The organism is Plasticicumulans lactativorans (assembly GCF_004341245.1).
GTDB lineage: Bacteria > Pseudomonadota > Gammaproteobacteria > Competibacterales > Competibacteraceae > Plasticicumulans_A > Plasticicumulans_A lactativorans.
In genome coordinates, this window is sequence record NZ_SLWY01000016.1 from 12,156 (window position 1) to 35,810 (window position 23,655).

Sequence of the window (23,655 nt, forward strand, 5' to 3'; positions counted from 1 at the left end):
ATGGACACCCTGACGCCCGACATGGGCGCCCGTATCCGCGCCCGCCTCGAAACGCTCGCGCCGGCGCAGCAGCGCGTCGCGCAGCTGCTGCTCGACGAGCCCGACTGGGCGCTGCGCGCCAACGTCGAGGAGATCGCCGCGCGCGCCGAGGTCAGCGCGCCGACCATCGTGCGCACCTGCCGTGCGCTCGGCTACTCGGGGCTGCGCGAGTTCAAGCTCGAACTGGCGCGCGAGCTCGCGCTCGGCACGCCCTACCTGCACCGCGCCGTCGGCATCGACGACAGCAGCGGCGAGACGCTGCGCAAGATCCTGTTCGGCGCCGCCGCGGCGCTGACCGACCTCGAACGCCAGATCGACCTCGGCGTGCTCGAAGGCGCGCTCGGGCGCCTCGCCCAGGCGCGGCGCGTCGACTGCTACGGCGTCGGCACCACCTCGAACTACCTCGCCACCGATGCGCAGTCGCGCTTCTTCCGCCTCGGCCTGAACGCGCACGTCTACCTCGACGCGCACATGCAGCTGATGGCGGCGACCACGCTCGGGGCGCACGACGCGGTGTTCGTCGCCTCGCACGTCGGGCGCATGCCGACGCTGCTCGAGGCGGTGCGCGTGGCGCGCGAGCAGGGCGCCACGGTGGTCGCGCTGACGCAGCCCGGCACCCCGCTCGCCGCGCTCGCCGATTACCCGCTGACGCTGACCGCGCCCGACGACACCACGCTGCGCGTCGGCACCGAGGCGGTGATCGCGCACCTCGCGCTGCTCGAGATCCTCACCGTCGGCGTCGGCCAGCGCCGCGGCCCGCTGGTCATCGCCCAGTTCAAGCGCTTCCGGGACGTGCTGCGCACGCGCTCGGTCGATCGCCCCAACCAGGACAACCCCCATGAAGACTGAACACTGGCTGCTGCGCGGCGGTGACCTCATCGACGGCAGCGGCAGCGCACGCGTGCGCGCCGACCTGCGCGTGCGCAACGGGCGCATCGACGCGATCGGCACCGACCTGCCGGCCGACGGCGCCGAGGTGATCGACGTCGCCGGGCGCATCGTCAGCCCCGGCTTCATCGACGTGCACACCCACGACGACCGCTACCTGCTCGACCAGCCGGCGGCGCTGCCCAAGCTGAGCCAGGGCGTGACCACCGTGGTCACCGGCAACTGCGGCATCAGCCTCGCGCCGCTGCTGCACGCCGACGCCCCGCCGCCGCTCAACCTGCTCGGCGGCGGCGACAAGTACACGTTCGCGACCATGCGCGACTACGCCCGCGCGCTCGACGCCGCCCGCCCGGCGGTCAACGTCGCCGCGCTGGTCGGGCACTCGACGCTGCGCGTCGCGGCGATGGACGACCCCTACCGCGCCGCCCGCCCCGAGGAGATCACGCGCATGGTCGAGGGGGTGCGCGAGGCGATGGCGGCCGGCGCCTTCGGCCTGTCGAGCGGGGTGTTCTACCCGACCGGCGCTGCCGCCGACATCCCCGAGCTGGTGGAGCTCGCCAGGGTCGTCGCCGCGGCCGGCGGCGTCTACACCACGCACATCCGCACCGAACTCGACGGCATCCTCGAGGCGCTCGACGAGGCCTGCACCACCGCGCGCCTCGCCGGCGTGCGCGTGATCCTGTCGCACCACAAGTGCGCCGGGCCGGCCAACTGGGGCCGCACCGTCGAGACGCTCGCCTACATCGACCGCATGCGCGCGCAGCAGCCGCTCGGCCTCGACGCCTACCCCTACGTGGCCGGCTCGACGGTGCTGCGCGAGGACCTGGTCGACGGCGTCATCGACATCCTCGTCACCTGGTCGGACACCCACCCGGAGATGGCCGGGCGCTGGCTCGCCGACGTCGCCGCCGCCTGGGGCGTCAGCCAGGTCGAGGCCTGCACGCGCCTGCAGCCGGGCGGCGCCTGCTACTTCCAGATGCACGAGGACGACGTGCGCCGCGTGCTCGCGCACCCCGAGACGATGATCGGCTCCGATGGCCTGCCGCACGACAGCCACCCGCACCCGCGCCTGTGGGGCACCTTCCCGCGCGTGCTCGGGCACTACAGCCGCGATCTCGGCCTGTTCCCGCTGGAGCAGGCGGTGCGCAAGATGACCGGGCTGTCCGCCGCGCAGTTCGGCATCCCCGGCCGCGGCCTGCTGCGCCCCGGCTACCACGCCGACGTGGTGGTGTTCGACTCCGCCCGCGTGCTCGACCGCGCCGACTTCGTCGCCCCGGCGACGCCGGCGCAGGGCATCGAGCTGGTGATGGTCGCCGGCCGGGTGAGCTGGCGCGACGGCGGCCCGACCGGCGAGCGCGCCGGGCGCTTCCTGCGCCGCGGCGAGGCCTGAGCGCGCGCGTCGCGCCGCCGCCCGCGGCGTCAGGCCGACGGCGGCGCGACGAGGGTCTCGTAGTGCGCCGAGTGCGCGTCGAAGCGCGTCAGCAGCGCACGCGCCTGCGCCGGCACCACGGCGACCGTGTAGTCCTCGCCGGCGAACGCGCGCACCGCGGCGAGCGAGTCGAACCACATGATCGTCACGAACTCGACCTCGTCCTCGTGATCGCGCCGCAGCAGCGAGAGGCCGCGGTAGCCCGGCACCCGCCGCGCCGCGATGCCCGGGAAGATCTCGGTGCGCAGCAGTTGTTCGTACGCCGCGGCGTAGTCGGGCGTGGTCCAGCCGTGCCAGATGCGGGTGATCATCGTCTGCTGCCTCCCCTCGGGCCGGCGGGCCGGCCTACCGTGATGCGCGTCACGTCGAGCATGGCTGATGCCGCCGGCGCCTGCACGGGGGCCCGTGGCGCTGCGGCCGGCGCGGATCATGCGATGGAAATCGATATGCTGGCCGCCTGACGATCGGCGAACCCCGAGGAATGCCCGCATGCTGAGCCCCGCCACCAACCCCGCGCTGCTGTCGCCGTTCCACCTCGCCTTTCCGGTGCACGACCTCGCCGCGGCGCGCGCGTTCTACGGCGAACTCCTCGGCTGCCCCGAGGGCCGCAGTTCCGAGGACTGGGTCGATTTCAACTTCTACGGCCACCAGATCGTCGCGCACCTGGCACCGGGCGAAACCGGCCCCGCGCAGCGCAACGCCGTCGACGGTCACGGCGTGCCGGTGCGCCACTTCGGCATCGTGCTGCCGATGCCCGAATGGGAGGCGCTCGCCGAGCGGCTGAAGGCCCGGGGCATCGCGTTCGTGATCGAGCCGTACACCCGCTTCAAGGGGCAGCCCGGCGAGCAGGCGACGATGTTCTTCCTCGATCCGTCGGGCAACGCGCTGGAGATCAAGGCCTTCGCCGACATCACGCGGCTCTTCGCCAGGTGAGGGCGCACCGGCGCGCGGTTACCGCAGCCTGAAGCAGCGGGCCGGCCGGCACGGGTGCGCCGCTGCGGGTTCCGGCATCGGTGCGTTCCGCTGCGGGGCCGGGAGCGATGGCCGGACGGACGGGCGCGCTAGAGCAGGCGGGCTTCCTGCTCGTCCCAGAGCCTGAGCAGCGTCTGCAGCCCGGCGCCGGTGTAGGCGCCGACCACGCCGACCTTCTGGTGGACGAGCTGCACGCCGACGATGACGCGGACGAAGGCCTCATCGACGCGCAGCCGTGCCAGCGTGTCGCGCCCGCCCCTGACGAGCACGAAGCCTTCCAGGTCGCCGCCGTGGGGTTCGAGCAGCACGACGTCGACGCTGTCGACGCTGCCGTCGTCCTGCAGTTGCTGCAGGTAGCGCAGCGCCGCATCGAGCACGCCGGCGGCGGCCTTCTCGCGCCCGGCGATGATCGCCCCCCAGCCGACGAACAATGCCCCCTGGTCCATGCCCCGCCCTCCGGATGCCCGTGCCGTGCGCCGTCTCTCACTCCGCCAGGGTCGGGTACAGCCTCACGGCGAGCGCCAGCAGCGCGCAAAATACCGCGGCCAGCACCGCGAAATCGACCGCGTAGCCGTGCACGCTCTCGCCGCCGGGGATCATCAGCCCGCGCAGCGCGTCGACCAGGTAGGTGAGGGGGTTCAGCCGCGCGATCGTGCGCAGCCACTCGGGCATCAGGTCGAGCGGGTAGATCGCGTTGCTGGCGAAGAACATCGGCATCGTCAGCAACTGCCCGATGCCCATGAAGCGCTCGCGCGTCTTCACGATGCAGGCGACGATCAGCGAGAAGGTCGAGAAGATCGCCGAGCCCAGCAGCACGCCGCCCAGCACGCCGAGCATCGCCTGCGGATCGAGGCGGATCGCGATGTGCAGCGCGAAGGCGATCAGGTAGATCACCAGCGCCTGCACCAGCCCGCGGAAGCCGGCCGCGACCGCCTTGCCGAACACCAGCGAACTGCGCAGCGCCGGGCTCACCAGCAGCTTGTGCACGACGCCGAGGTCGCGCTCCCAGATCACCGCGATGCCGTAGAAGATCGCGCTGAACAGCACGCTCTGCGCGAGGATGCCCGGCGTGATGAAGGCGAGGTAGCCGATCTCGCCGGTGTAGATGCCGTGCACGTGCGCCAGCACCTGGCCGAACACCACCAGCCACAGCACCGGCTGGACCGCCCGCGAGACGATCTCGGTGGGGTCGCGGGTGAGCTTGATCAGCTCGATCTGCGCCACGGCGGCGCTTTCGCGGATGAAGCGCAGCATCGCAGCCCTCCCTCAGCCGAGGCGGTTGGCGGTCTTGCGGGTGCGCACCGCGCCGGCGAAATCCCCGCCGTCGGCGATCCCGCCGCCGGCATGGCGCGCGAACACGTCGTCCATCGTCGCCGCCGGGCCGATGTCGCGCTGCAGGTCGCCGGGCGTGCCGACGACGGCGATGCGCCCGGCGTGCAGGATCGCGAGCGCCTCGCAGAGCGTCTCGGCTTCCTCCATGTCGTGCGTGGTGATCAGTACCGTCATGCCGTAGTCGCGCCTGAGGTCGTGCAGGCGGTCCCACACCGAGTGCCGCGCCATCGGGTCCAGGCCGATCGTCGGCTCGTCGAGGAACAGCACGCGCGGGCGGTGCAGCATCGCCTGCGCGAGTTCGAGCCGGCGCACCATGCCGCCCGAGTAGGTCCGCACCAGCTTGTGCGCCGCATCGGTGAGCCCCATGAACGCCAGCGCCTCGGCGATGCGCGCGCCGCGCTGCGCACGCGGCAGCGCGTAGAGCTGCGCCGACAGGCGCAGGTTCTCGTAGCCGGTGAGGGTGCCGTCGGCCGACAGCAGTTGCGGCACGTAGCCGATGCGCCGGCGCACCTGCGCCGGCGCCTGGACGATGTCGCAGCCGTCCACCTCGGCGCTGCCCGAGGTCGGCCGCAGCAGCGTCGTCAGCATCTTCATCAGCGTGCTCTTGCCCGCGCCGTTGGCGCCGAGCAGCCCGAAGATCGCCCCGCGCGGGACCTGCAGCTCGACGTGGTCGACGGCGGTCAGCGGGCCGAAGCGGCGCGTCAGCCCGTGCGTGCGGATCGCGAAGCCGTCGGGTACGGAGGTGAGGTTCATGGGGGCACCGGAGTGGCGCGGACGAGCCGACGTGGTCGCGGCATACGATACGCCTGCCGCCGGCCGCGGACTTCGGCGCTGCGGATGCCGGCTGCTCCGCGTTTCGTGCAGGGGGATGTCCGGTCCGCCATCACGGCGCGGTGGCACGGCGGCGGAGCATGGCCCTGATCATCAGCGCGACGACCGCGAGGTTCAGTACCAGCAGCGCGAAGCCGTGCCAGCTCGCTTCGTGCACCAGGCCGACCAGCTCGAACGGCACGTAGACGGCACCGCTCAGCGCCGCCAGCACCTCGGCCCAGGCGCGCTCGCGGTACAGCCCGTAGGCTTCGACGAAGCGCAGCAGCGAATACAGCGCCGCGCCCGCCGCGAGCATCAGCAGCCGCGAGTCCTGCAGGTTGGCGGCGGCATCGAGAAAGATCTGCGGGTACTTCGACGCCGGGTTGAGATGGGCGTGTTCGATCAGCATCGCGGCGAACGCGTACACGTCCTTGTGGATCAGCGACAGCAGGCCGGTCGCCGCCGCCAGCACGACGACGCCCTTGGTCGCCTCCAGATAGGCGACGGCGCGGACGGCCTTGTCGCTAGCCATGCTGCGAGGCTTCGAGGCGCGCGGGCGATGCGCCGCACGGCGCCCCGACGTGCGGGCGCCCGCGGGGGCGGTGGCGGGGTGCGATCGGCATGGCTCCAGCGTAGCGCGAACCCCGCGATCAGCGCATGGGCGACCGTCGACGCCGCCACGGCAACGCGGCGGGACCTGAATGCGGTGTCGCCGCATGCCACCGCATGGCCTGGGGAGATGCCCCGTCGGAGGAGGGGGGCAATCAGTAGAACGAACCGGCGTATTGCGTTGCGGGCAGTGCCTGGACGCATCCGCGGTGCAAGGGCCGATGATCCGATTTGGGCGGTCGCTCGCGAACCCGGGCGACCGCCCTGTTTTTGCCGCCGGTTCCGACGGGAGCGCGAGACGCTGCCGCGATGTGGCGCCTCTCCTGCGGTGGGCGGGGCGGGGACGTTTTCCCGGTGTACGTGGTCGAGGTCATGAAAAGAACCCTCATCCCCACCCTTCTCCAAGGGGGAGAAGGGCCTTGGGTGTGCCGTGCAGGGGCCTGGTCGCCTCACTGGGGAGAAGGCTTCCAGGAACGTGCGCCCGTCACGCCTCTTCGGTCAGCCGGCTGAACAGGCTCTCGGCGCTCTGCGGGCGTGCCAGGCCGAAGCCCTGGCCGTAGCGGCAGCCGCGGGCGCGCAGCAGGTCGGCCTGGGCGAGGGTTTCGACGCCCTGCGCGATCACCGTGAGGCCGAGCGCGCCGCCGAGGGCGAGCAGGGCGTCGAGCAGGCGGCGGCCGACGGCGTCGGCGGCGGCCTCGTCGATCACCGCGCGGTCGATCTTGAGTTCGTCGACCGGGGCGCGGCGCAGTCCGGCGAGGGGGGCGGGGCCGGTGCCGACGCCGTCGATGGCGATCCACGCGCCGCTCGCGTGCAGCGCTTCGAGCTGCGCCTGCACGCGGTCGTCGGCGGTGAGCAGGGCGCGTTCGGGGATCTCGAAGCTCAGGTGGCGGGCGAGCGCCTCGCGGCCGGCGAGCAGCCGCGCCGGCAGGCGCGCGGCCTCGCCGTGCTCGAACAGCACCGGCGACAGGTTGACGCTCAGGCGGAAGTCGGCCGGCAGGTGCGCGCGCCAGCGTTCGAGCAGCGCGAGCGCGCGCGACAGCACGGCTTCGGTGAGCGGCTGGATCAGGCCGCTGGTTTCGGCGATGGCGACGAAGCGCCCCGGCGACACCGCGCGGCCGTTGGCGCGGGTCCAGCGGGCGAGCGCCTCGGCGCCGCGCAGGCTGCCGTCGTCGAGGTCGATGACCGGCTGCAGCGCGAGCTGCAGCGCGTCGTCGCGCAGCGCCTCGCGCAGTTCGGCTTCGAGCGTGGCGCGCAGGCGCGCCTCGCGCCCCATCGCCGCGGTGTAGAAGGCGTAGCCGCCGCGGCCTTCCTGCTTGACGCGGTACAGCGCGGTGTCGGCGTGGCGCAGCAGGGCTTCCTCGTCGTCGCCGTCGTCGGGGAACTGGGCGATGCCGAGGCTCGCACCGATGCGCACGCGGTGGCCGTCGAGCTCGAACGGCGCGGCGAGGCTCGCGACCAGCTTGGCGGCGACCGATTCGGCGTCGCGGCTGGTCTCGATCTCGCGCAGCAGCACGTTGAACTCGTCGCCGCCCATGCGGCAGACGGTGTCGGTGGTGCGCACGCAGGCGGCGAGGCGGGCGGCGACCTCGATCAGCAGGTGGTCGCCGGCCTCGTGGCCGAGGGTGTCGTTGACGCGCTTGAAGCCGTCGAGATCGAGCCCGATCAGCGCGAAGCGGCGGCCGTCGCGGCGCGCGGCGCGGACGTTCTGCACCAGGCGGTCGTGGAACAGCTTGCGGTTGGGCAGGCCGGTGAGGGCGTCGTGCAGCGCCTGGTAGCGCAGCGCCTCGGCCTGCTGCTTGCGCTCGGTGACGTCGGCGATCAGCGCGAGGTAGCGCATGCGGCTGTCGACGTGGCCGGGCACCACGCTGACGGTCATGTGCTGGGCGTAGCGCTCGCCGTTCTTGCGCCGGTTCCACAGCTCGCCGCTCCAGCTGCCGTCGCGGTGCAGCGCCGACCACATGCCGGCGTAGAAGGCGGCGTCGTGGGTGCCGGAGCGCAGCAGGCTGGGCGGGCGGCCGAGCACCTCGTCGGCGCGGTAGCCGGTGATGGCCTCGAAGGCGGGGTTGACGTAGCGGATGCGGTTGTCGGCGTCGGTGGCCATGATGCCTTCGGCGGCGTGGTCGAACACCACCTGCGCGACCCGCAGCCTCTCCTCGGCGGCGACGCGCTCGCTGATGTCGACGGTGAAGCCGAGCACGCGCGTGGGCCGGCCGTCGGCGTCGCGCAGCACGCGGTAGTGATCCTTCCACCACACCACGTCGCCGTCGGCGCGCACGACGCGGTATTCGAGCGCGCCGTCGGTGGAATCGCTGGGGGCGAGGCGGGCGTGGGTGGCGGCGACGACGCGCGCGCGGTCGTCGGGGTGCACGCGCGAGATCCAGAAGGCGTTGTCCTGCCAGGCGGCGGCGGGGAAGCCGGTGGCCTGCTCGATCTGCGGCGAGACGTAGCCGATGCGGTGCGAGGGCAGTTCGAGCTCCCAGATCACCGCGGCGACGCCTTCGAGCAGCGCGCGCAGGCGCGCCTCGCTGGCGGCGAGTTCGCCGCGCGCGAGGTGCAGCTCGTGGGTGTCCTGCGCGCTCACCAGCACCGCGCGGGCGCCGCTCACCGGATCGACGGCGGCGTCGGCCTTGACCCGGTGCCAGCGCGGGCCGTCGAGCGTGTGCAGCGGCAGTTCGGCGCAGAAGTGCTCGCCGTCGGCGACGCTCGCGAGCAGCCGGGCGGCGTCGTGCGGGCGCGCGCAGCGCGCGGCGAGCTGCCCGGGCACGTGTTCGGGGACGACGCCGAAGGCCTGCTGCGCGGCGGCGTTCTGCATCAGCAGGTGGCCGTCGGCGTCGAACATCGCGATCACCACCGGGGTGTGGCGCAGCGCCTCGACGCTGCGCAGCGTGAGCGGCTGCGCGGCCTCGCCGGCGACCGGGCGGGCCTCGTGCAGCACGCCGAGGCGGCCGTCGACGAGCACCACGCCGGTCAGGTTGGCGACGACGTGGAGCGGCTGGCCGTCGCGGTAGAAGGTCCACGGCTCGGCGCAGCTGCGCCCGGCGCGGATCTCCGCCATCGCGCGGTCGAGGCGCAGGCGCGTGGCCGCGTCGGGCGCGGAGACGTCGCGCGCGCGCAGTGCGTCGAGGTGGGGGGCGCCCCAGAGTTCGAGGGCGGCGGGGTTGGCCCAGACGATGCCGGGGGCATCGGGGTCGAGCAGCCACACCGGCGTCAGCATCCACGCGAAGGCGTCGAGCGCCGCGAGGGTGTAATGCCCTTCGGGGGTACGTAAGACGTGCGCGTTCACCACGGTTCTCCCGGCTGCCCGGTTCCGTGGGTAGCGATACCGGGCCGCGCGGACCGCGGCGCCTTGAGCTGCGGCAGCTTAGCCGATGCGCGCGGGCCCCCGGCAAACGTTGGTGACGTTCACGGCGGCGCGAGGTCGAGCCGCGCGGCGGCGGCCGGGGCGAGCAGCACGACGTTGCGGCTCGCCGGGTAGAGGCGCCCGGCGCGGCGCAGCGGCTCGATGCGCCCGGCGTCGTCCGCGGCGGCGAGCACGACGAAGTCGACGCCCTCGCGCAGGCCGGGCAGTGCCGCCTTGAAGGCGCGGAAGGCGCTGCCCTTGGGCCGGCCGTGACGCTGGTCGAGTTCGCGCAGCGTCAGCCAGTCGGCGTCGTTCAATCGCGGCGGTCCGCGACCTGCGCGCTGAGGCGTTCGTGGCGCTCCTGTGCCTCCACCGTCAGCGTGGCGATCGGGCGCGCTTCGAGCCGGGCCAGGCCGATCTCGTCGCCGGTCTCCTCGCAGTAGCCGTAGGAGCCGTCGCCGATGCGCTTGAGCGCGGCGTCGATCTTCGACTGCAGCTTGCGGTAGCGGTCGCGGGTGCGCAGCTCCAGGCTGGTGTCGCTCTCGCGAGTGGCGCGGTCGGCCTCGTCGGCGACGTCGCTCGGCGCTTCGCGCATCGCGTCGAGCGTGGCCTGGGCTTCCTCCAGCAGTTCCTGGCGCCAGGCGAGCAGCTTCTCGCGGAAGTAGGCGAGCTGGCGCGGGTTCATGTAGGGCTCGTCGGCGCTGGGGCGGTAGCCGGGCGGAAGGTCGGTGCTCATGCGTGACTCCAGGCGGTGGCACGGGCGCGGGCGCCCGCGTGGGAGCGCAATATGCCTGCGGTTGCAGCTTTTTCAAGGATGCGCGAGTCTAGCCGGCTCCGGTGCCCGTGGGGCGCCGGCCCGATCCACCCCTTCCGGCGCGCGTGTCCGGCGCGCGCGTCCGGCGCACCGCGGCGGTGCGTGGAGAGCGTATGTCCGAGTCCTGGAGTCCGAACGGCTGGCGCCGTTTCCCGGTGCAGCAGATGCCCGTCTACCCCGATGCGGACGCCCTGGCGGCGGCCGAGGGCCAGCTCGCGAAGTATCCGCCGCTGGTGTTCGCGGGCGAGGCGCGCACGCTGCGCAAGGCGCTCGCCGAGGTCGCCGAGGGCCGCGCCTTCATCCTGCAGGGCGGCGACTGCGCCGAGAGCTTCGCCGAGTTCCACGCCTTCAACATCCGCGACACCTTCCGCGTGCTGATGCAGATGGCGGTGGTGCTCACCTACGGCGCCGGTTGCCCGGTGGTGAAGATCGGGCGCATGGCCGGGCAGTTCGCCAAGCCGCGCAGCGCCCCCACCGAGACCCGCGGCGGCGTGACGCTGCCGAGCTACCGCGGCGACAACGTCAACAGCCTCGAATTCACGCTGGAGGCGCGCACGCCCGACCCGCAGCGGCAGGTCCAGGCCTACTTCCAGGCGGCGGCGACGCTGAACCTGCTGCGCGCCTTCGCCCAGGGCGGCTACGCCGACCTGCACCAGGTGCACCGCTGGACCGCCGACTTCCTCGACGCCAGCCCGCAGGGAGAGCGCTACCGCGAGCTCGCCGACCACATCGCGCAGGCGCTGGCCTTCATGGAGGCCTGCGGGCTGTCGAGCGACACCGTGCCGCAGGTGCGCGAGACCGCCTTCTACACCTCGCACGAGGCGCTGCTGCTCGGCTACGAGCAGGCGCTGACGCGCCGCGACCACCTCACCGGGCTGTGGTACGACTGCTCGGCGCACTTCGTGTGGATCGGCGAGCGCACGCGCCAGCTCGACGGCGCCCACGTCGAGTTCTTCCGCGGCATCGGCAACCCGATCGGCGTCAAGATCGGCCCCGGCATGCAGCCCGACGAGCTGATCCGCCTGATCGACGCGCTCGACCCCGGCAACGAGCCCGGCCGCCTGACGCTGATCACGCGCATGGGCGCCGGCACCGTCGAGGACAAGCTGCCGGCGCTGGTGCGCCGCGTGCGCGCCGAGGGGCGCAAGGTGGTGTGGTCGTGCGACCCGATGCACGGCAACACCATCACCTCCAGCACCGGCTACAAGACGCGCCCGTTCGAGCGCATCCTCGCCGAGGTGCGCGGCTTCTTCGCGGTGCACCGCGCCGAGGGCAGCCACGCCGGCGGCGTGCACTTCGAGCTGACCGGGCAGGACGTCACCGAGTGCACCGGCGGCGCCCAGGCGCTCGACGACGCCGCGCTCGCCGCCTGCTACACCACCCACTGCGACCCGCGCCTGAACGCCTCGCAGTCGCTCGAACTCGCCTTCCTGGTGGCCGAGATGCTCAAGGCCGAACGGGCCGCGCGCGCCGCCGAGGCGGTACAACCCGACTGACGGCCGCGACCGGACGGATGGCGACGAGATGGTGAGTGTGTCGACCTTTTCGCGCGGCTGCGGCGCGGCGCTGTGCATGGTGGTGCTCGGCGCCTGCAGCAGCGGCGGCAAGGAGCCGGTGTACCAGCAGGAGCAGTTCACCGCGGGGAGCAACTACTCGCGCAAGTTCGCCGCGTCGCCGCAGGCCACCTGCGAGGCGGCGCGGCGCACGCTGCTGAGCCAGGGCTACGTGATCGGCGAGGCGCGTGCCGATGCCGTGGAGGCGAAGAAGACCTTCCAGCCGGAGAAGGAGCTCCACGTCGAGCTCAACTTCCGCGTGACCTGCGCGCCCGATCGCGACGGCTCGGTGGCCTTCGCCAACGCCGAGCAGAACCGCTACACGATCAAGAAGACCAACTCGGCGGCGAGCGTCGGCGTCGGCATGATGGGCTCGATCTCGCTGCCGCTCGCCGGCAGCGACGATTCGCTGGTCAAGGTCGGCGCCGAGACCATCCCGCCGGGGTCGTTCTACGACCGCTTCTTCGCGCTGCTGCAGCACCAGCTCGACCAGGTGCCGCGCACGCCGCTGGTGACGCCGGCCACCCCGCCGACGCCGCTGCCATCGGCGCCCGCGGTGCCGGGCACGGTACCGGTGACGGTGCCGCTCACGCCGTCGACGCCCGCGCCGGCGGATCGGCCGGTCAGCACCATCGTGCCGGGTTGAGCACAGCGGCCGGACCGGGTGGTGCGGCCATCGACGCGCTCCGTGCCGAAGCCCTTGCCGAGCGCCCGCTCACCGCGCTGAAGAGCGTCGGGCCGCGCCAGGCCGAGCGCCTCGCCCGCCTCGGCCTGCACACGGTCGGCGACCTGCTGTTCCACCTGCCGCTGCGTTACCAGGACCGCACCCGCGTGGTGCCGATCGGCTCGCTCACGCCGTACACCGAGGCGGTGATCGAAGGCGAGGTGCTGCTCGCCGAGGTGGTGGTGCGCAAGCGCCGCGCGCTGCTGGTGCGCCTCGGCGACGGCACCGGCAGCCTGACGCTGCGTTTCTTCTTCTTCAACGCGGCGCAGCAGGCGGCGCTCGCGCGCGGCGAGCGCCTGCGCGTGTTCGGCGAGGTGCGCGGCGGGCCGACCGGGCTCGAGATCGTGCACCCGGAGTGGCGCAGGGTCGATGCCGCCGCCGCGGTCGAGGAGCACCTGACGCCGATCTACCCGACCACCGAGGGCCTGCACCAGTTGAGCCTGCGCGCGCTCACCGCGCAGGCGCTGGCGCTGCTCGACGCCGAGGGGCTGGCCGAGGTGCTGCCCGCGCCGCTGCTCGCGCGCCTCGGGCTGCCGCCGCTCGCGCCGGCGCTGCACCTGCTGCACCGGCCGCCGCCCGAGGTGTCGCTGGCGATGCTCGAGGCCGGGCGCCACCCGGCGCAGCGTCGGCTCGCCTTCGAGGAACTGCTCGCGCACCAGTTGAGCCTGCGCGCGCTGCGCCGCCGCACCCGCGCGCAGCAGGCGCCGCCGCTGCCCGAGGCCGCGGAGCTGAGCGCGCGCTTCCTCGCCGCGCTGCCGTTCGCGCTGACCCCGGCGCAGGCGCGCGTGTTCGCCGAGATCGGCGCCGACCTCGCCGCGCCGCGGCCGATGCTGCGCCTGCTGCAGGGCGACGTCGGCTCCGGCAAGACCGTGGTCGCCGCGCTCGCGGCGCTGCGCGCGGTCGCCGCCGGCTGCCAGGCCGCGGTGATGGCGCCGACCGAGCTGCTCGCCGAGCAGCACTTCCGCAGCTTCGACGCCTGGCTCGCGCCGCTCGGCATCGAGCTCGCGTGGCTCGCCGGGCGCCTCAAGGGCCGCGCGCGCGCGGCGACGCTCGCGGCCATCGCCGACGGCCGCGCGCAGGTGGTGATCGGCACCCACGCGCTGTTCCAGGCGGAGGTGACGTTCGCCGACCTCGGCCTCGCGATCATCGACGAGCAGCACCGCTTCGGCGTGCACCAGCGTCTGGCGCTGCGCGAGAAGGGCCGTGCCGGCGCGCGCTGCCCGCACCAGCTGGTGATGACCGCGACGCCGATCCCGCGCACGCTGGCGATGAGCGCCTATGCCGACCTCGACACCTCGGTGATCGATGCGCTGCCGCCGGGGCGCAGCCCGGTGACGACGGTGGTGGTGGCCGACACGCGCCGCGGCGAGGTGGTCGAGCGGGTGCGCGCGGCCTGCCTGCAGGGGCGCCAGGCGTACTGGGTGTGCACGCTGATCGACGAGTCCGAGGCGCTCGCCGCGCAGGCGGCCACCGATACCGCGGCGAGCCTCGTGCAGGCGCTGCCCGAACTGCGCGTCGGGCTGGTGCACGGGCGGCTGCGCCCGGCCGACAAGGAGGCAGTGATGCGCGCGTTCAAGGCCGGCACGCTCGACCTGCTGGTGGCGACCACGGTGATCGAGGTCGGCGTCGACGTGCCCAACGCGAGCCTGATGGTGATCGACAACGCCGAGCGCCTCGGCCTCGCGCAGCTGCACCAGCTGCGCGGGCGGGTGGGGCGGGGCAGCGCGCAGTCGGCCTGCGTGCTGCTCTACCACCCGCCGCTCGGCGAGCAGGGGCGGGCGCGGCTGGCGATCCTGCGCGAGACCACCGACGGCTTCGCGATCGCCCGCCGCGACCTCGAACTGCGCGGCCCCGGCGAGGTGCTCGGCACCCGCCAGACCGGCGAGCTCGGCCTGCGCGTCGCCGACCTGCTGCGCGACGAGGACCTGCTCGACGAGGTCCAGCGCAGCGCCGACGAACTGCTCGCCGACTGGCCGCAGCACGCCGCCGCGGTGGTGCGCCGCTGGATCGGCCGCGGGCAGCGCTACGGCGACGTCTGAAGGCGCCGGCGGGCGGGCCGCGCGGGCGGCTTTCGTGCTAGTTTGCGCAGCCTTTCCGCAGCCCCGCCGACTGGAGGCGCCGCCATGCCATTGGTCGCCCATTCTCCGCTGCCGAGCTTCATGCGCCTCGCCGACGAGGGCGAGGAGATCCTCGGCCTGGAGCGAGCCCATCAGCAGGACATCCGCGACCTGCACATCGGCCTGCTCAACATGATGCCCGACGCCGCGCTGGCGGCGACCGAGCGCCAGTTCCTGCGCCTGATCGGCTCGTGCAACCGCATCACGCAGTTCTACGTGCACCCGTTCACCGTCGGCGGCATCGAGCGCGGCGCCGAGGCGCGGGCCTACATCGACGCCTACTACGAGCCGTTCGAGACGATCCAGCGCGACGGCCTCGATGCGCTGATCATCACCGGCGCCAACATCTCCAACCCCGACTTCACCCGCGAGCCGTTCTGGGAGCCGCTGCGCGAGGTGGTCGACTGGGCCTGCGATCACGTCACCACCACGCTGTTCGCCTGCCTCGCCGCGCACGCCACGCTGCGCATGCGCTACGGCATCGTGCGCCGGCGCCTGCCCGACAAGGTCTGGGGCGTGTACCCGCACCGCGTGGTCGCGCGTTCGCACCCGCTGGTGCGCAACGTCAACACGCGCTTCGACGTGCCGCATTCGCGCTGGAACGAGGTCTCGCGCGATCAGCTCGACGACGCCGGGCTGATCACGCTGGTGGAGAGCGCCGAGGTCGGCCCGCACCTGGCGGTGAGCGGCGACGGCTTCCGCCTGGTGTTCTTCCAGGGCCACCCCGAGTACGACACCGACAGCCTGCTGAAGGAGTACAAGCGCGAGGTCATGCGCTTCATCGACGGCAGCCGCGAGGACTACCCGCCGCTGCTCGACCACTATTTCAACGAAGCCGCCGAGGCGCTGCTCTACGAGTACCGCACGCACGTGCTGGCGAACCGCGCCCACGGCGTGCCGGTGCCGCCCTTCCCCGAGGCCGAGGTGCGCGCGCAGCTCGACAACACCTGGGCCGACAGCGCCAAGGCGGTGTTCAACAACTGGCTCGGGCTGATGTACCAGATCACCCACGCCGACCGCCGGCTGCCGTTCATGGACGGCGTCGATCCCGCCGATCCGCTGCGCGGGCTGTGAGGCCGCCCGCCCGGCGGCGGGCGAGCGGTGCCATAATCCGCCGCCCCTGCCGCCGCCTGCCGACCATCGCCCGCCGCCGTGCCCGACCGTCCGTTCCGACACCTCGTGCTGCAAGCCCGCTGGCGCCCGGCCGGACACGGCGCGCCCGGCCATCCGCCGCCGGCGCTCGCCGCCTGGCTGTTCGACACCGGCTCGCTGACGCGCCGGCTGCGCGCCGCCTGCGCCGAGCGCGGCCAGGCCTTCGCGGTGGAGGTGCTGCGCACCGGGCGGGCGCGCCTGCTCAACGACGAGGCCGCCGCGCTCGGCTGCCGACGCAGCGGTTACGCCTGGGTGCGCGAGGTGCTGCTGCGCGCCGGCGGCGAACCCTGGGTGTTCGCGCGCACCGTGGTGCCGCTGCGCAGCCTGCGCGGCGCCGGCCGTAGCCTCACCCGCCTCGGCGCCCGCCCGCTCGGCGAGCTGCTGTTCGCCGACCCCCAGGTGCGGCGCGGGCCGCTGCAGGTGGCGCGGCTCGACCTGCGCCGGCCGCTCTACCGGCACGCCTGCGCGCCCTGCGCCGACGCGGCCGTGGCGCTGTGGGCGCGGCGTTCGGTCTTCCATATCGGTGGCCGGCCGCTGCTGGTGTGCGAACTCTTCCTGCCCGCCCATCCCGCGGTGCGGGCCCATGCCCTTGCCAACGTCCCCGAACGATGAGCCCGACACGACTCTACGACCGCCTCACCGAGTACGCCCTGCTGATGCGCCTCGACCGCCCCATCGGCAGCTTCCTGCTGCTGTGGCCGACGCTGTGGGCACTGTGGATCGCCGGCCACGGCCAGCCGGCGCAGGGCACCACGCTGGTGTTCGTGCTCGGCGTGCTGCTGATGCGCTCGGCCGGCTGCGTCGCCAACGACATCGCCGACCGGCGCTTCGATCCGCACGTCGCACGCACCCGCAGCCGCCCGCTCGCCGCCGGCCGGGTGAGCGTGCGCGAGGCGCTGTGGCTGTTCATCGCGCTGGTGACGCTCGCCTTCCTGCTGGTGCTGACGCAGAACGCGCTGACCGTGTGGCTGTCGGTGATCGGCGTCGTGCTGGCGGCGTGCTACCCGTTGATGAAGCGCCTGCACCACCTGCCGCAGGTGGTGCTCGGCATGGCCTTCGGCTGGGGCGTGCCGATGGCCTTCGCCGCGCTCACCGGCGAGGTGCCCGTGGTGGCGTGGCTGCTGTGGGCGGCGAACATCGCCTGGAGCGTGGTCTACGACACCATGTACGCGATGACCGACCGCGACGACGACCTGAAGATCGGCCTGAAGTCCACGGCGATCCTGTTCGGCGAACGCGACCTCGCGATCATCGCCCGCCTGCAACTGCTGCTGCTGGCGCTGCTGGTGGTGGTCGGCGTGAGCGCCGGGCTCGGCCCGCTCTACTACCTCGGCCTGTTCGCCGCGCTGTGGTTCGCGCTCTGGCAGCGCTACCTGATCCGCGCGCGCGAGCCGGCCGCGTGCTTCCGCGCCTTCCTCAACAACAACTGGTTCGGCCTCGTGGTGTTCGCCGGCCTGCTGCTCGACGCCCTGCCCTGAGCGGCGCCGCGCTCAGCCGTCGGGCGGCGGCGTGCGCGCCGGCGCCCACACCTCGATGCGCTCGACGCCGGCCTGCAGGCGCAGCGTGCGCGCGGCCGCGTCCACCGTGTGTCCGGTGGTGACGACGTCGTCGACCAGCGCGACGTGGCGCGCCCGCACGTGCTCGTGCAGCACGAAGGCACGCGCGACGTTGGCGGCGCGCTCGGCGAACGGCAGTGTGCTCTGCGCGCGGGTGTGCCGCGCGCGCTGCATCGCGTGCTCGGCGAGCGCGACGCCGCTGCGCCGGGCCAGCGTGCGGGCGATCTCGGCGGCCTGGTTGAAGCCGCGCTCGCGCAGCCGCCGCGGGTGCAGCGGGATCGGGATCAGCAGCTCCGGCAGCGGGCCGGGGCGGCCGTCGAGGGCGTCGGCGAGCAGTTCGCCGAGGAGCCGCGCGACGGCGATGCGGTGGCCGAACTTGAGCTGCAGCACCAGCGCGTCGACCGGGTAGGCGTAGCGCAGCGGCGCCAGCGCGGCGTCGAAGTGCGGTGGCCGGCGCTGGCAGCGGCCGCAGACCGCGCCGGCGGCGCCGGCCGGCAGCGCTTCGGCGCAGCGCGCGCAGGCGTGCCGGTTGCGCGGCAGCTCCGCGGCGCAGCCTTCGCAGAGGTCGCGGCCGCCGTTGCCGGGGGCGCCGCAGAGCAGGCAGACCGGCGGCAGCAGGGTGTTTCGTATAATTTCTGCCCATCTGTAAACCATGTGCCTGCCCTTGCGGTTGACGACGCGATGCCGTTACCATCGCCGGGTCGATGCGGCCGGGCCGCGCCGGAGCCACTCTCCACCATGACGGAACCCCAGTCCCCCCGCATCGCCACCGCCGAATCCGCCCGCCGCGCGGCGCGGATGATGAACCTCGGCAACATCGTGGCCATGGTGCTGCCCTTCCCGCTGCTGATCTTCTGGTTCGGTGCCTCGATGTTCGTCTACGCGATGAACCGCCACCACCCCAACCCCAAGGTCGGGCACTACACGCAGCAGGCGGCCTACCGGCTCTACGCGGTCACCGGCGCACTGATCGTGATGTTCACCGCCGCGCCGCGGGACAACGTCTGGGTGTGGGTGCTGGGCTGGGTGGCCGCGGCCGCCGCGCTGGTGCCGCTGTCGGTGCGCGACCTGCGCCGCATCCAGCAGGACGACTGGCAGGACACGCCGATCGTCGATGATCACCACCATCCCTGAACCCCTGACCTGAACGGGACGCCCGATGACCGCCACCCACGCCCCCCTGCGCCACGACTGGACCCACGCCGAAGTCGAGGCGCTGTTCGCGCTCCCGTTCAATGACCTGCTGTTCCAGGCGCACACGCTGCACCGCGCGCACTTCGATCCCAACGCCGTGCAGGTCAGCACCCTGCTCAGCATCAAGACCGGCGCCTGCCCCGAGGACTGCGCCTACTGCCCGCAGAGCGCGCGCTACGCCACCGGCGTCGAGCGCGAGGCGCTGCTGCCGCTCGCCCAGGTGCTCGACGCCGCGCGCACCGCCAAAGCCGCCGGCGCCAGCCGCTTCTGCATGGGCGCGGCCTGGCGCAACCCGAAGGACCGCGATCTCGACCAGGTCGCGGCGATGGTCGAGGGCGTCAAGGCGCTCGGCCTGGAGACCTGCGTCACGCTCGGCATGCTCAGGCGCGAGCAGGCGCAGCGGCTGAAGGATGCCGGGCTCGACTACTACAACCACAACCTCGACACCTCGCCCGAGTTCTACGGCTCGATCATCACCACGCGCACCTACGAGGACCGCCTGCGCACGCTGCAACACGTGCGCGAGGCCGGCATCAACGTCTGCGCCGGCGGCATCGTCGGCATGGGCGAGGGCGTGCGCGACCGTGCCGGCCTGCTGATCGAGCTCGCCAACCTGCCGCAGCACCCGGAGAGCGTGCCGATCAACCTGCTGGTGCAGGTCGAGGGCACGCCGCTGTTCGGCACCGAGGCGCTCGATCCGCTGGCGTTCGTGCGCACCATCGCGGTCGCCCGCATCCTGATGCCGCGTTCCTACGTGCGCCTGTCCGCCGGGCGCTCCGGCATGAGCGACGAGACCCAGGCGCTGGCCTACTTCGCCGGCGCCAACTCGATCTTCTACGGCGAGAAGCTGCTGACCACCGGCAACCCCGAGGTCGACCGCGACCGCGCGCTGTTCGCGCGGCTCGGCATCCACGCGCTGGAGCGCACCGGGTCCCTGCCCGAAACCGGGGACGTCGAGCCGAGCGCGGGCTGCGGCTGCGGCGCCGCCAAGCTGTGCGCCGGCGCCTGAGCGGCGCCACGCAGCGGCACCACGGGCACGGGAGGCAGGCGCGTGCGTGATCTCGCCGCCGAACTCGCGGCGCTGCGCGCGCAGCACCTCTACCGTGCGCGCCGCGTCGTCAGCTCGCCGCAGGGGCCGCGGCTGCGCGTGGACGGGCGCGAACTGCTCGCCTTCTGCAGCAACGACTACCTCGGCCTCGCCGCCGATCCGCGCGTGCAGGCGGCGCTGGTCGCCGGCGCGGCGCGCTGGGGCAGCGGCGGCGGCGCGGCGCATCTCGTCTGCGGGCACAGCGCCGAGCACCACGCGCTCGAAGAGGAACTCGCCGAGTTCACCGGCCGCCCGCGCGCGCTGCTGTTCTCCACCGGCTACATGGCCAACCTCGGCGTGATCACCGCGCTCGCCGGGCGCGGTGACACGGTGCTGCAGGATCGCCTGAACCACGCCTCGCTGCTCGACGGCGGCCTGCTGTCGGGGGCGCGCTTCGCGCGCTACGCGCACGCCGATGCCGGGGCCGCCGCCGCCAGGCTCGCCACGGCGGGCGGCGAGCGGGTGCTGGTCACCGACGGCGTCTTCAGCATGGACGGCGACCTCGCGCCGCTGCCCGCGCTCGCCGCCGCCTGCCGCGCGCACGGCGCCTGGCTGGTCGTCGACGACGCCCACGGCTTCGGCGTGCTCGGCCGCGAGGGCCGCGGCAGCGCCGAGCACTTTGGCCTCGGCGTGGCCGACGTGCCGGTGCTGATCGGCACGCTGGGCAAGGCCTTCGGCACCTCGGGCGCCTTCGTCGCCGGCAGCGAGGACCTGATCGAGTACCTGATCCAGAAGGCACGCACCTACATCTTCACCACGGCGACGCCGCCGGCGGTCGCCGCGGCGACGCGGGCCGCGCTCGCGATCCTGCGCCGCGAGGACGAGCGGCGCGCGCGGCTGGGCGCGCTGATCGCGCAGTTCCGTGCCGGCTGCGGGCAACTGGGGCTGACGTTGATGCCGTCGGCGACGCCGATCCAACCGGTCGTGGTCGGCAGCGCCGAGCGCGCGCTGGCATGGTCGGCGGCGCTGCGCGAGCGCGGCCTGCTGGTCGCGGCGATCCGCCCCCCGACCGTGCCCGCCGGCAGCGCGCGCCTGCGAGTGACGCTGTCGGCCGCGCACACCGAGGCCGAGGTCGCGCGCCTGCTCGACGCACTCGCCGCGATCGCCGCCGCCGAGGTGCCCGCATGAGCGGCCCGCTGTACGTGCGCCACTACGGCGCCGGCCCCGACCTCGTGCTGCTGCACGGCTGGGGCATGCACGCCGGCGTGTGGGAGGACGTCATCGAGGGGCTGGTGGATGACTGGCGCGTGACGGTGCTCGACCTGCCCGGCCACGGCCGCTCGCGCGGCCTGCCCCTCGGCGACCTCGCCACGCTGGCGGCGACCGTGGCCGCGCACGCACCGCGGCACGCGAGCTGGATCGGCTGGTCGCTCGGCGGGCTGGTGGCGCAGCGCATCGCGCTCGACCACCCGGCACGCGTGCGCCGGCTGGTGCTGGTCGGTGCCAATGCCTGCTTCGGCGCGCGGCCCGACTGGCCGCACGGCATGGCGGCCGAGACGCTCGAGCAGTTCGCCGCGAACCTCGCGCAGGACTACCGCGCCACGCTGAAGCGCTTCATCGCGCTGGAGGTGCTCGACAGCGACAACGCCGCCGAGCAGCTGCGGCGCCTGCGCGAGATCGTCTTCGAGCACGGCGCGCCCGATCCGGCGGCGCTCGCCGACGGCCTCGCCATCCTCGGCGCCGCCGACCTGCGCCACGAATGGCCGCGCCTCGCGCTGCCGGTGCGCCTGCTCGCCGGGCGGCGCGACAAGCTGGTGCCGGCCGCCGCCGCCGCCGCGCTCGCGCAGCTCGCCCCCGATGCCCGCGCGCACGTGTTCGAGCGTGCCGGCCATGCGCCGTTCTTCTCCCATCCCGAGGCCTTCCTCGCCGCGCTGCGGAGCGCCCTGCATGACTGAGCCCCGCGCCCCCCGCCGCCCGCCGGGGCCGCCCGCGCCGCGGGCCGACGCGCCGGAGCGCCGCCATGCGTGAGGACGAGGCCTTCGATCTCGACCCGCGCGCGGTGGCGGCCTCGTTCCACGCCGCGGCGGCGCGCTACGACGAGGTCGCGGTGCTGCAGCGCGAGGTCGGCACGCGCCTGCTCGAACGCCTGGACCTGATCAAGCTGACGCCGCAGACCGTGCTCGACATCGGCTGCGGCACCGGGCAGGTGACGCGCGGGCTGATGGAGCGCTACCGCAAGGCGCGCGTGCTCGGGCTCGACCTCGCCCCCGGCATGCTGCTGCGCGCGCGCAAGCGGGCGCCGTGGCTGCGCACCCTGCACGTCGTCTGCGCCGATGCGGCGAGCCTGCCGCTCGCCTCGGGAAGCTGCGACCTGCTGTTCTCGAACTTCACGCTGCAGTGGTGCCGCGACCTCGGCCGCGTGTTCGCGGAGGCCCGCCGCGTGCTGCGCCCCGGCGGGCTGTTCCTGTTCAGCACGCTCGGGCCGGACACGCTGCGCGAGCTGCGCGAGGCCTGGGCGCACGCCGACGGCTACAACCACGTCAACGCCTTCACCGACATGCACGACGTCGGCGATGCGCTGCTGCGGGCGCGCTTCGCCGACCCGGTGATGGACGTCGAGCGCTTCACGCTGACCTACGCCGACGTCTACACGCTGATGCGCGAGCTGAAGGTGCTCGGCGCGCACAACGTCAGCCGCGGGCGGGCGCCGGGCCTCACCGGCCGGCGGCGGCTGCAGGCGATGGCGGCGGCCTACGAGCGCCAGCGCCGCGACGGCGTGCTGCCGGCGACCTACGAGGTCGTCTACGGTCACGCCTGGACGCCGACGCAGGAGCTGGCGACATCGCACGGCGACGGCGTGGCGACCTTCCCGCTGGCACGGCTGCGGCGGCGCTGATGGCCCTGCACGGCTGCTTCGTCACCGGCACCGACACCGGCGTCGGCAAGACCGTGGTCAGCGCCGGCCTGCTGCGGGCGCTGGCGGCGCAGGGGCTGCGCGCCTTCGGCATGAAGCCGGTCGCGAGCGGCTGCGACGCCACGCCCGCGGGCCTGCGCAACGCCGATGCGCTGGCGTTGTGCGCGGCCGGTGCGGCACCCGTGCCCTACGCGCTGGTCAACCCGTATGCCTTCGCGCCGCCGATCGCGCCGCACCTCGCCGCCGCGCAGGTCGGCGTGACGATCGACTTCGCGCACATCGAGGCCTGCGCGGCCGAGCTCGGGGCGCACGGCGAACGACTGGTGGTCGAGGGCGTGGGTGGCTGGCGCGTGCCGCTGGGCCCGCACGGCGACGTCGTCGCGCTCGCGCGGCGCCTCGGCCTGCCGGTGGTGCTGGTGGTCGGCCTGCGGCTCGGCTGCATCAACCATGCGCTGCTGAGCATCGAGGCGATCGCCGCAAGCGGCCTGCGCTGCGCCGGCTGGGTCGGCAGCGTCGTCGACCCGGCGATGGCGGCGCTCGACGACAACCTCGCCACGCTGCGCGCGACGCTCGCCGCGCCCTGCCTCGGCGTGGTGCCCTTCCTCGCCGGAGCCGACGCCGATCGGGTGGCGCCGTACCTGCGCCTGCCGGCGGGGTTCTAGCGCACCGGGGTCGCCGGCAGCGCGGCCGACCCCGGCCACGCCATCAGCGGGACCGCGGTCACCGAGTTCTTCGGCGAGCCCTCGACCAGCTTGTCGCTGTAGACCAGGTAGACCAGGGTCTTGCGCTTCTCGTCGAGGAAGCGCACCACGCGCAGCTTCTTGAACAGCAGCGAGCGGCGTTCGGTGAACACCTCCTCGCCGTTCTTGAAGCTTTCGCGGAAGACGATCGGGCCGACCTGGCGGCAGGCGATGCTGGCGTCGGAGGTATCCTCGGCGAGGCCCAGGCTGCCCTTGATGCCGCCGGTCTGCGCCTTCGAGACGTGGCAGGCGACGCCGTCGACCTTGGGGTCGTCGAAGGCCTCGATGACGATCTTGTGGTTGGCGCCCAGCCACTGGAAGGCGGTGTCGACGCTGCCGATCTGCTCGGCCTGCGCGGCGCTGCAGGCCCCGCCGAGGGTGAGGAGGGCGAGCAGGAGCGGATGGCGCATGGGATCTCCTCGGAGCCTTCGGGGCGCGACCGCCG

General features: G+C 73.7%; 25 protein-coding genes. 15 read left to right on the forward strand and 10 right to left on the reverse strand.

Translation table 11 applies throughout. From position 1 onward, the window contains the following. Both EV699_RS14605 and EV699_RS14610 read left to right on the forward strand, forming a co-directional pair. On the forward strand, nt 1–888 hold the full coding sequence (locus tag EV699_RS14605; protein WP_132544061.1) for a MurR/RpiR family transcriptional regulator: 888 nt from the start codon (nt 1–3) through the stop codon (nt 886–888). Next, nucleotides 878–2,317 carry an N-acyl-D-amino-acid deacylase family protein gene (locus tag EV699_RS14610; protein WP_132544063.1) on the forward strand — a complete coding sequence of 480 codons (1,440 nt, stop codon included), beginning with the start codon at nt 878–880 and terminating at the stop codon, nt 2,315–2,317. The genes EV699_RS14605 and EV699_RS14610 overlap by 11 nt, the downstream gene beginning before the upstream one ends. A gap of 29 nt (nt 2,318–2,346) precedes the next feature. Here EV699_RS14610 and EV699_RS14615 read toward each other — a convergent pair whose 3' ends face one another. Continuing rightward, the gene (locus EV699_RS14615; RefSeq protein WP_132544065.1) at nt 2,347–2,667 is read right to left on the reverse strand and encodes an antibiotic biosynthesis monooxygenase family protein; all 321 of its coding nucleotides are present in this window, start codon (nt 2,665–2,667) and stop codon (nt 2,347–2,349) included. A gap of 178 nt (nt 2,668–2,845) precedes the next feature. On the opposite strand from EV699_RS14615, the gene EV699_RS14620 reads away from it, so the two are divergent. Further along, complete coding sequence (locus EV699_RS14620) at nt 2,846–3,289, forward strand: VOC family protein (RefSeq protein WP_132544067.1); 444 nt, start codon at nt 2,846–2,848, stop codon at nt 3,287–3,289. 128 nt (nt 3,290–3,417) lie between these two features. Here EV699_RS14620 and EV699_RS14625 read toward each other — a convergent pair whose 3' ends face one another. The 7 genes from EV699_RS14625 to dksA form a co-directional block, all read right to left on the reverse strand. Next, a complete protein-coding gene (locus EV699_RS14625; RefSeq protein WP_132544069.1) occupies nt 3,418–3,774 on the reverse strand; it encodes a hypothetical protein in 357 nt (118 codons plus the stop codon). A 37-nt stretch (nt 3,775–3,811) separates the two neighbouring features. Continuing rightward, the gene (locus EV699_RS14630) at nt 3,812–4,582 is read right to left on the reverse strand and encodes an ABC transporter permease (protein ID WP_132544072.1); all 771 of its coding nucleotides are present in this window, start codon (nt 4,580–4,582) and stop codon (nt 3,812–3,814) included. Between the two features lie 12 nt (nt 4,583–4,594). Further along, on the reverse strand, nt 4,595–5,413 hold the full coding sequence (locus EV699_RS14635; protein WP_132544074.1) for an ABC transporter ATP-binding protein: 819 nt from the start codon (nt 5,411–5,413) through the stop codon (nt 4,595–4,597). Nucleotides 5,414–5,543: 130 nt separating this feature from the next. Further along, a complete protein-coding gene (locus EV699_RS14640) occupies nt 5,544–6,002 on the reverse strand; it encodes a DUF2127 domain-containing protein (protein WP_132544076.1) in 459 nt (152 codons plus the stop codon). 561 nt (nt 6,003–6,563) lie between these two features. Then, nucleotides 6,564–9,362, reverse strand: coding sequence for an EAL domain-containing protein (locus tag EV699_RS14645; RefSeq protein WP_132544078.1), 2,799 nt, complete (start codon nt 9,360–9,362; stop codon nt 6,564–6,566). A gap of 119 nt (nt 9,363–9,481) precedes the next feature. Continuing rightward, the gene (locus tag EV699_RS14650; protein WP_132544081.1) at nt 9,482–9,736 is read right to left on the reverse strand and encodes a hypothetical protein; all 255 of its coding nucleotides are present in this window, start codon (nt 9,734–9,736) and stop codon (nt 9,482–9,484) included. Then, entirely contained in the window at nt 9,733–10,155 is a 423-nt protein-coding gene (gene dksA / locus EV699_RS14655; protein ID WP_132544083.1) for an RNA polymerase-binding protein DksA, read from the reverse strand. The genes EV699_RS14650 and dksA overlap by 4 nt, the downstream gene beginning before the upstream one ends. Nucleotides 10,156–10,346: 191 nt before the next feature. On the opposite strand from dksA, the gene EV699_RS14660 reads away from it, so the two are divergent. From EV699_RS14660 to ubiA, 6 genes are all read left to right on the forward strand, one after another. Further along, nucleotides 10,347–11,729 carry a class II 3-deoxy-7-phosphoheptulonate synthase gene (locus EV699_RS14660; protein ID WP_132544085.1) on the forward strand — a complete coding sequence of 461 codons (1,383 nt, stop codon included), beginning with the start codon at nt 10,347–10,349 and terminating at the stop codon, nt 11,727–11,729. 37 nt (nt 11,730–11,766) lie between these two features. Continuing rightward, nucleotides 11,767–12,432 (forward strand): DUF2242 domain-containing protein, encoded by a 666-nt coding sequence (locus tag EV699_RS14665; protein ID WP_165904159.1) that lies wholly within the window; start codon nt 11,767–11,769, stop codon nt 12,430–12,432. A gap of 29 nt (nt 12,433–12,461) precedes the next feature. After that, entirely contained in the window at nt 12,462–14,549 is a 2,088-nt protein-coding gene (gene recG, locus EV699_RS14670; protein WP_132544278.1) for an ATP-dependent DNA helicase RecG, read from the forward strand. A gap of 84 nt (nt 14,550–14,633) precedes the next feature. Further along, a complete protein-coding gene (gene metA / locus EV699_RS14675; RefSeq protein ID WP_132544089.1) occupies nt 14,634–15,701 on the forward strand; it encodes a homoserine O-succinyltransferase MetA in 1,068 nt (355 codons plus the stop codon). Between the two features lie 105 nt (nt 15,702–15,806). Beyond that, the gene (locus tag EV699_RS14680; protein WP_207923017.1) at nt 15,807–16,391 is read left to right on the forward strand and encodes a chorismate--pyruvate lyase family protein; all 585 of its coding nucleotides are present in this window, start codon (nt 15,807–15,809) and stop codon (nt 16,389–16,391) included. Further along, entirely contained in the window at nt 16,388–17,257 is an 870-nt protein-coding gene (gene ubiA / locus EV699_RS14685) for a 4-hydroxybenzoate octaprenyltransferase (protein ID WP_132544091.1), read from the forward strand. Before EV699_RS14680 ends, ubiA begins: the two co-directional genes overlap by 4 nt. A gap of 12 nt (nt 17,258–17,269) precedes the next feature. Here ubiA and EV699_RS14690 read toward each other — a convergent pair whose 3' ends face one another. Beyond that, on the reverse strand, nt 17,270–17,989 hold the full coding sequence (locus EV699_RS14690; protein ID WP_132544093.1) for a ComF family protein: 720 nt from the start codon (nt 17,987–17,989) through the stop codon (nt 17,270–17,272). An 84-nt stretch (nt 17,990–18,073) separates the two neighbouring features. Between EV699_RS14690 and EV699_RS14695 the strand changes: the two genes are divergently transcribed. The 6 genes from EV699_RS14695 to bioD all read left to right on the forward strand — a co-directional run bounded on the left by EV699_RS14695 (nt 18,074) and on the right by bioD (nt 23,132). Next, nucleotides 18,074–18,469 carry a hypothetical protein gene (locus EV699_RS14695; RefSeq protein ID WP_132544095.1) on the forward strand — a complete coding sequence of 132 codons (396 nt, stop codon included), beginning with the start codon at nt 18,074–18,076 and terminating at the stop codon, nt 18,467–18,469. A gap of 25 nt (nt 18,470–18,494) precedes the next feature. After that, on the forward strand, nt 18,495–19,538 hold the full coding sequence (bioB, locus tag EV699_RS14700; RefSeq protein ID WP_132544097.1) for a biotin synthase BioB: 1,044 nt from the start codon (nt 18,495–18,497) through the stop codon (nt 19,536–19,538). A gap of 42 nt (nt 19,539–19,580) precedes the next feature. Then, a complete protein-coding gene (gene bioF, locus EV699_RS14705) occupies nt 19,581–20,744 on the forward strand; it encodes an 8-amino-7-oxononanoate synthase (protein WP_132544099.1) in 1,164 nt (387 codons plus the stop codon). Then, nucleotides 20,741–21,511 carry a pimeloyl-ACP methyl ester esterase BioH gene (gene bioH, locus EV699_RS14710; protein WP_132544101.1) on the forward strand — a complete coding sequence of 257 codons (771 nt, stop codon included), beginning with the start codon at nt 20,741–20,743 and terminating at the stop codon, nt 21,509–21,511. Before bioF ends, bioH begins: the two co-directional genes overlap by 4 nt. Before the next feature lie 65 nt (nt 21,512–21,576). Beyond that, nucleotides 21,577–22,452: a malonyl-ACP O-methyltransferase BioC gene (gene bioC, locus EV699_RS14715; protein WP_132544103.1), complete on the forward strand. Its 876-nt coding sequence runs from the start codon at nt 21,577–21,579 to the stop codon at nt 22,450–22,452. Next, complete coding sequence (gene bioD / locus EV699_RS14720) at nt 22,452–23,132, forward strand: dethiobiotin synthase (RefSeq protein ID WP_132544105.1); 681 nt, start codon at nt 22,452–22,454, stop codon at nt 23,130–23,132. Before bioC ends, bioD begins: the two co-directional genes overlap by 1 nt. Here bioD and EV699_RS14725 read toward each other — a convergent pair. Then, nucleotides 23,129–23,620, reverse strand: a complete 492-nt coding sequence (locus EV699_RS14725; RefSeq protein WP_132544107.1) for a CreA family protein — start codon at nt 23,618–23,620, stop codon at nt 23,129–23,131. The genes bioD and EV699_RS14725 overlap by 4 nt on opposite strands. Nucleotides 23,621–23,655: the final 35 nt, after the last annotated feature.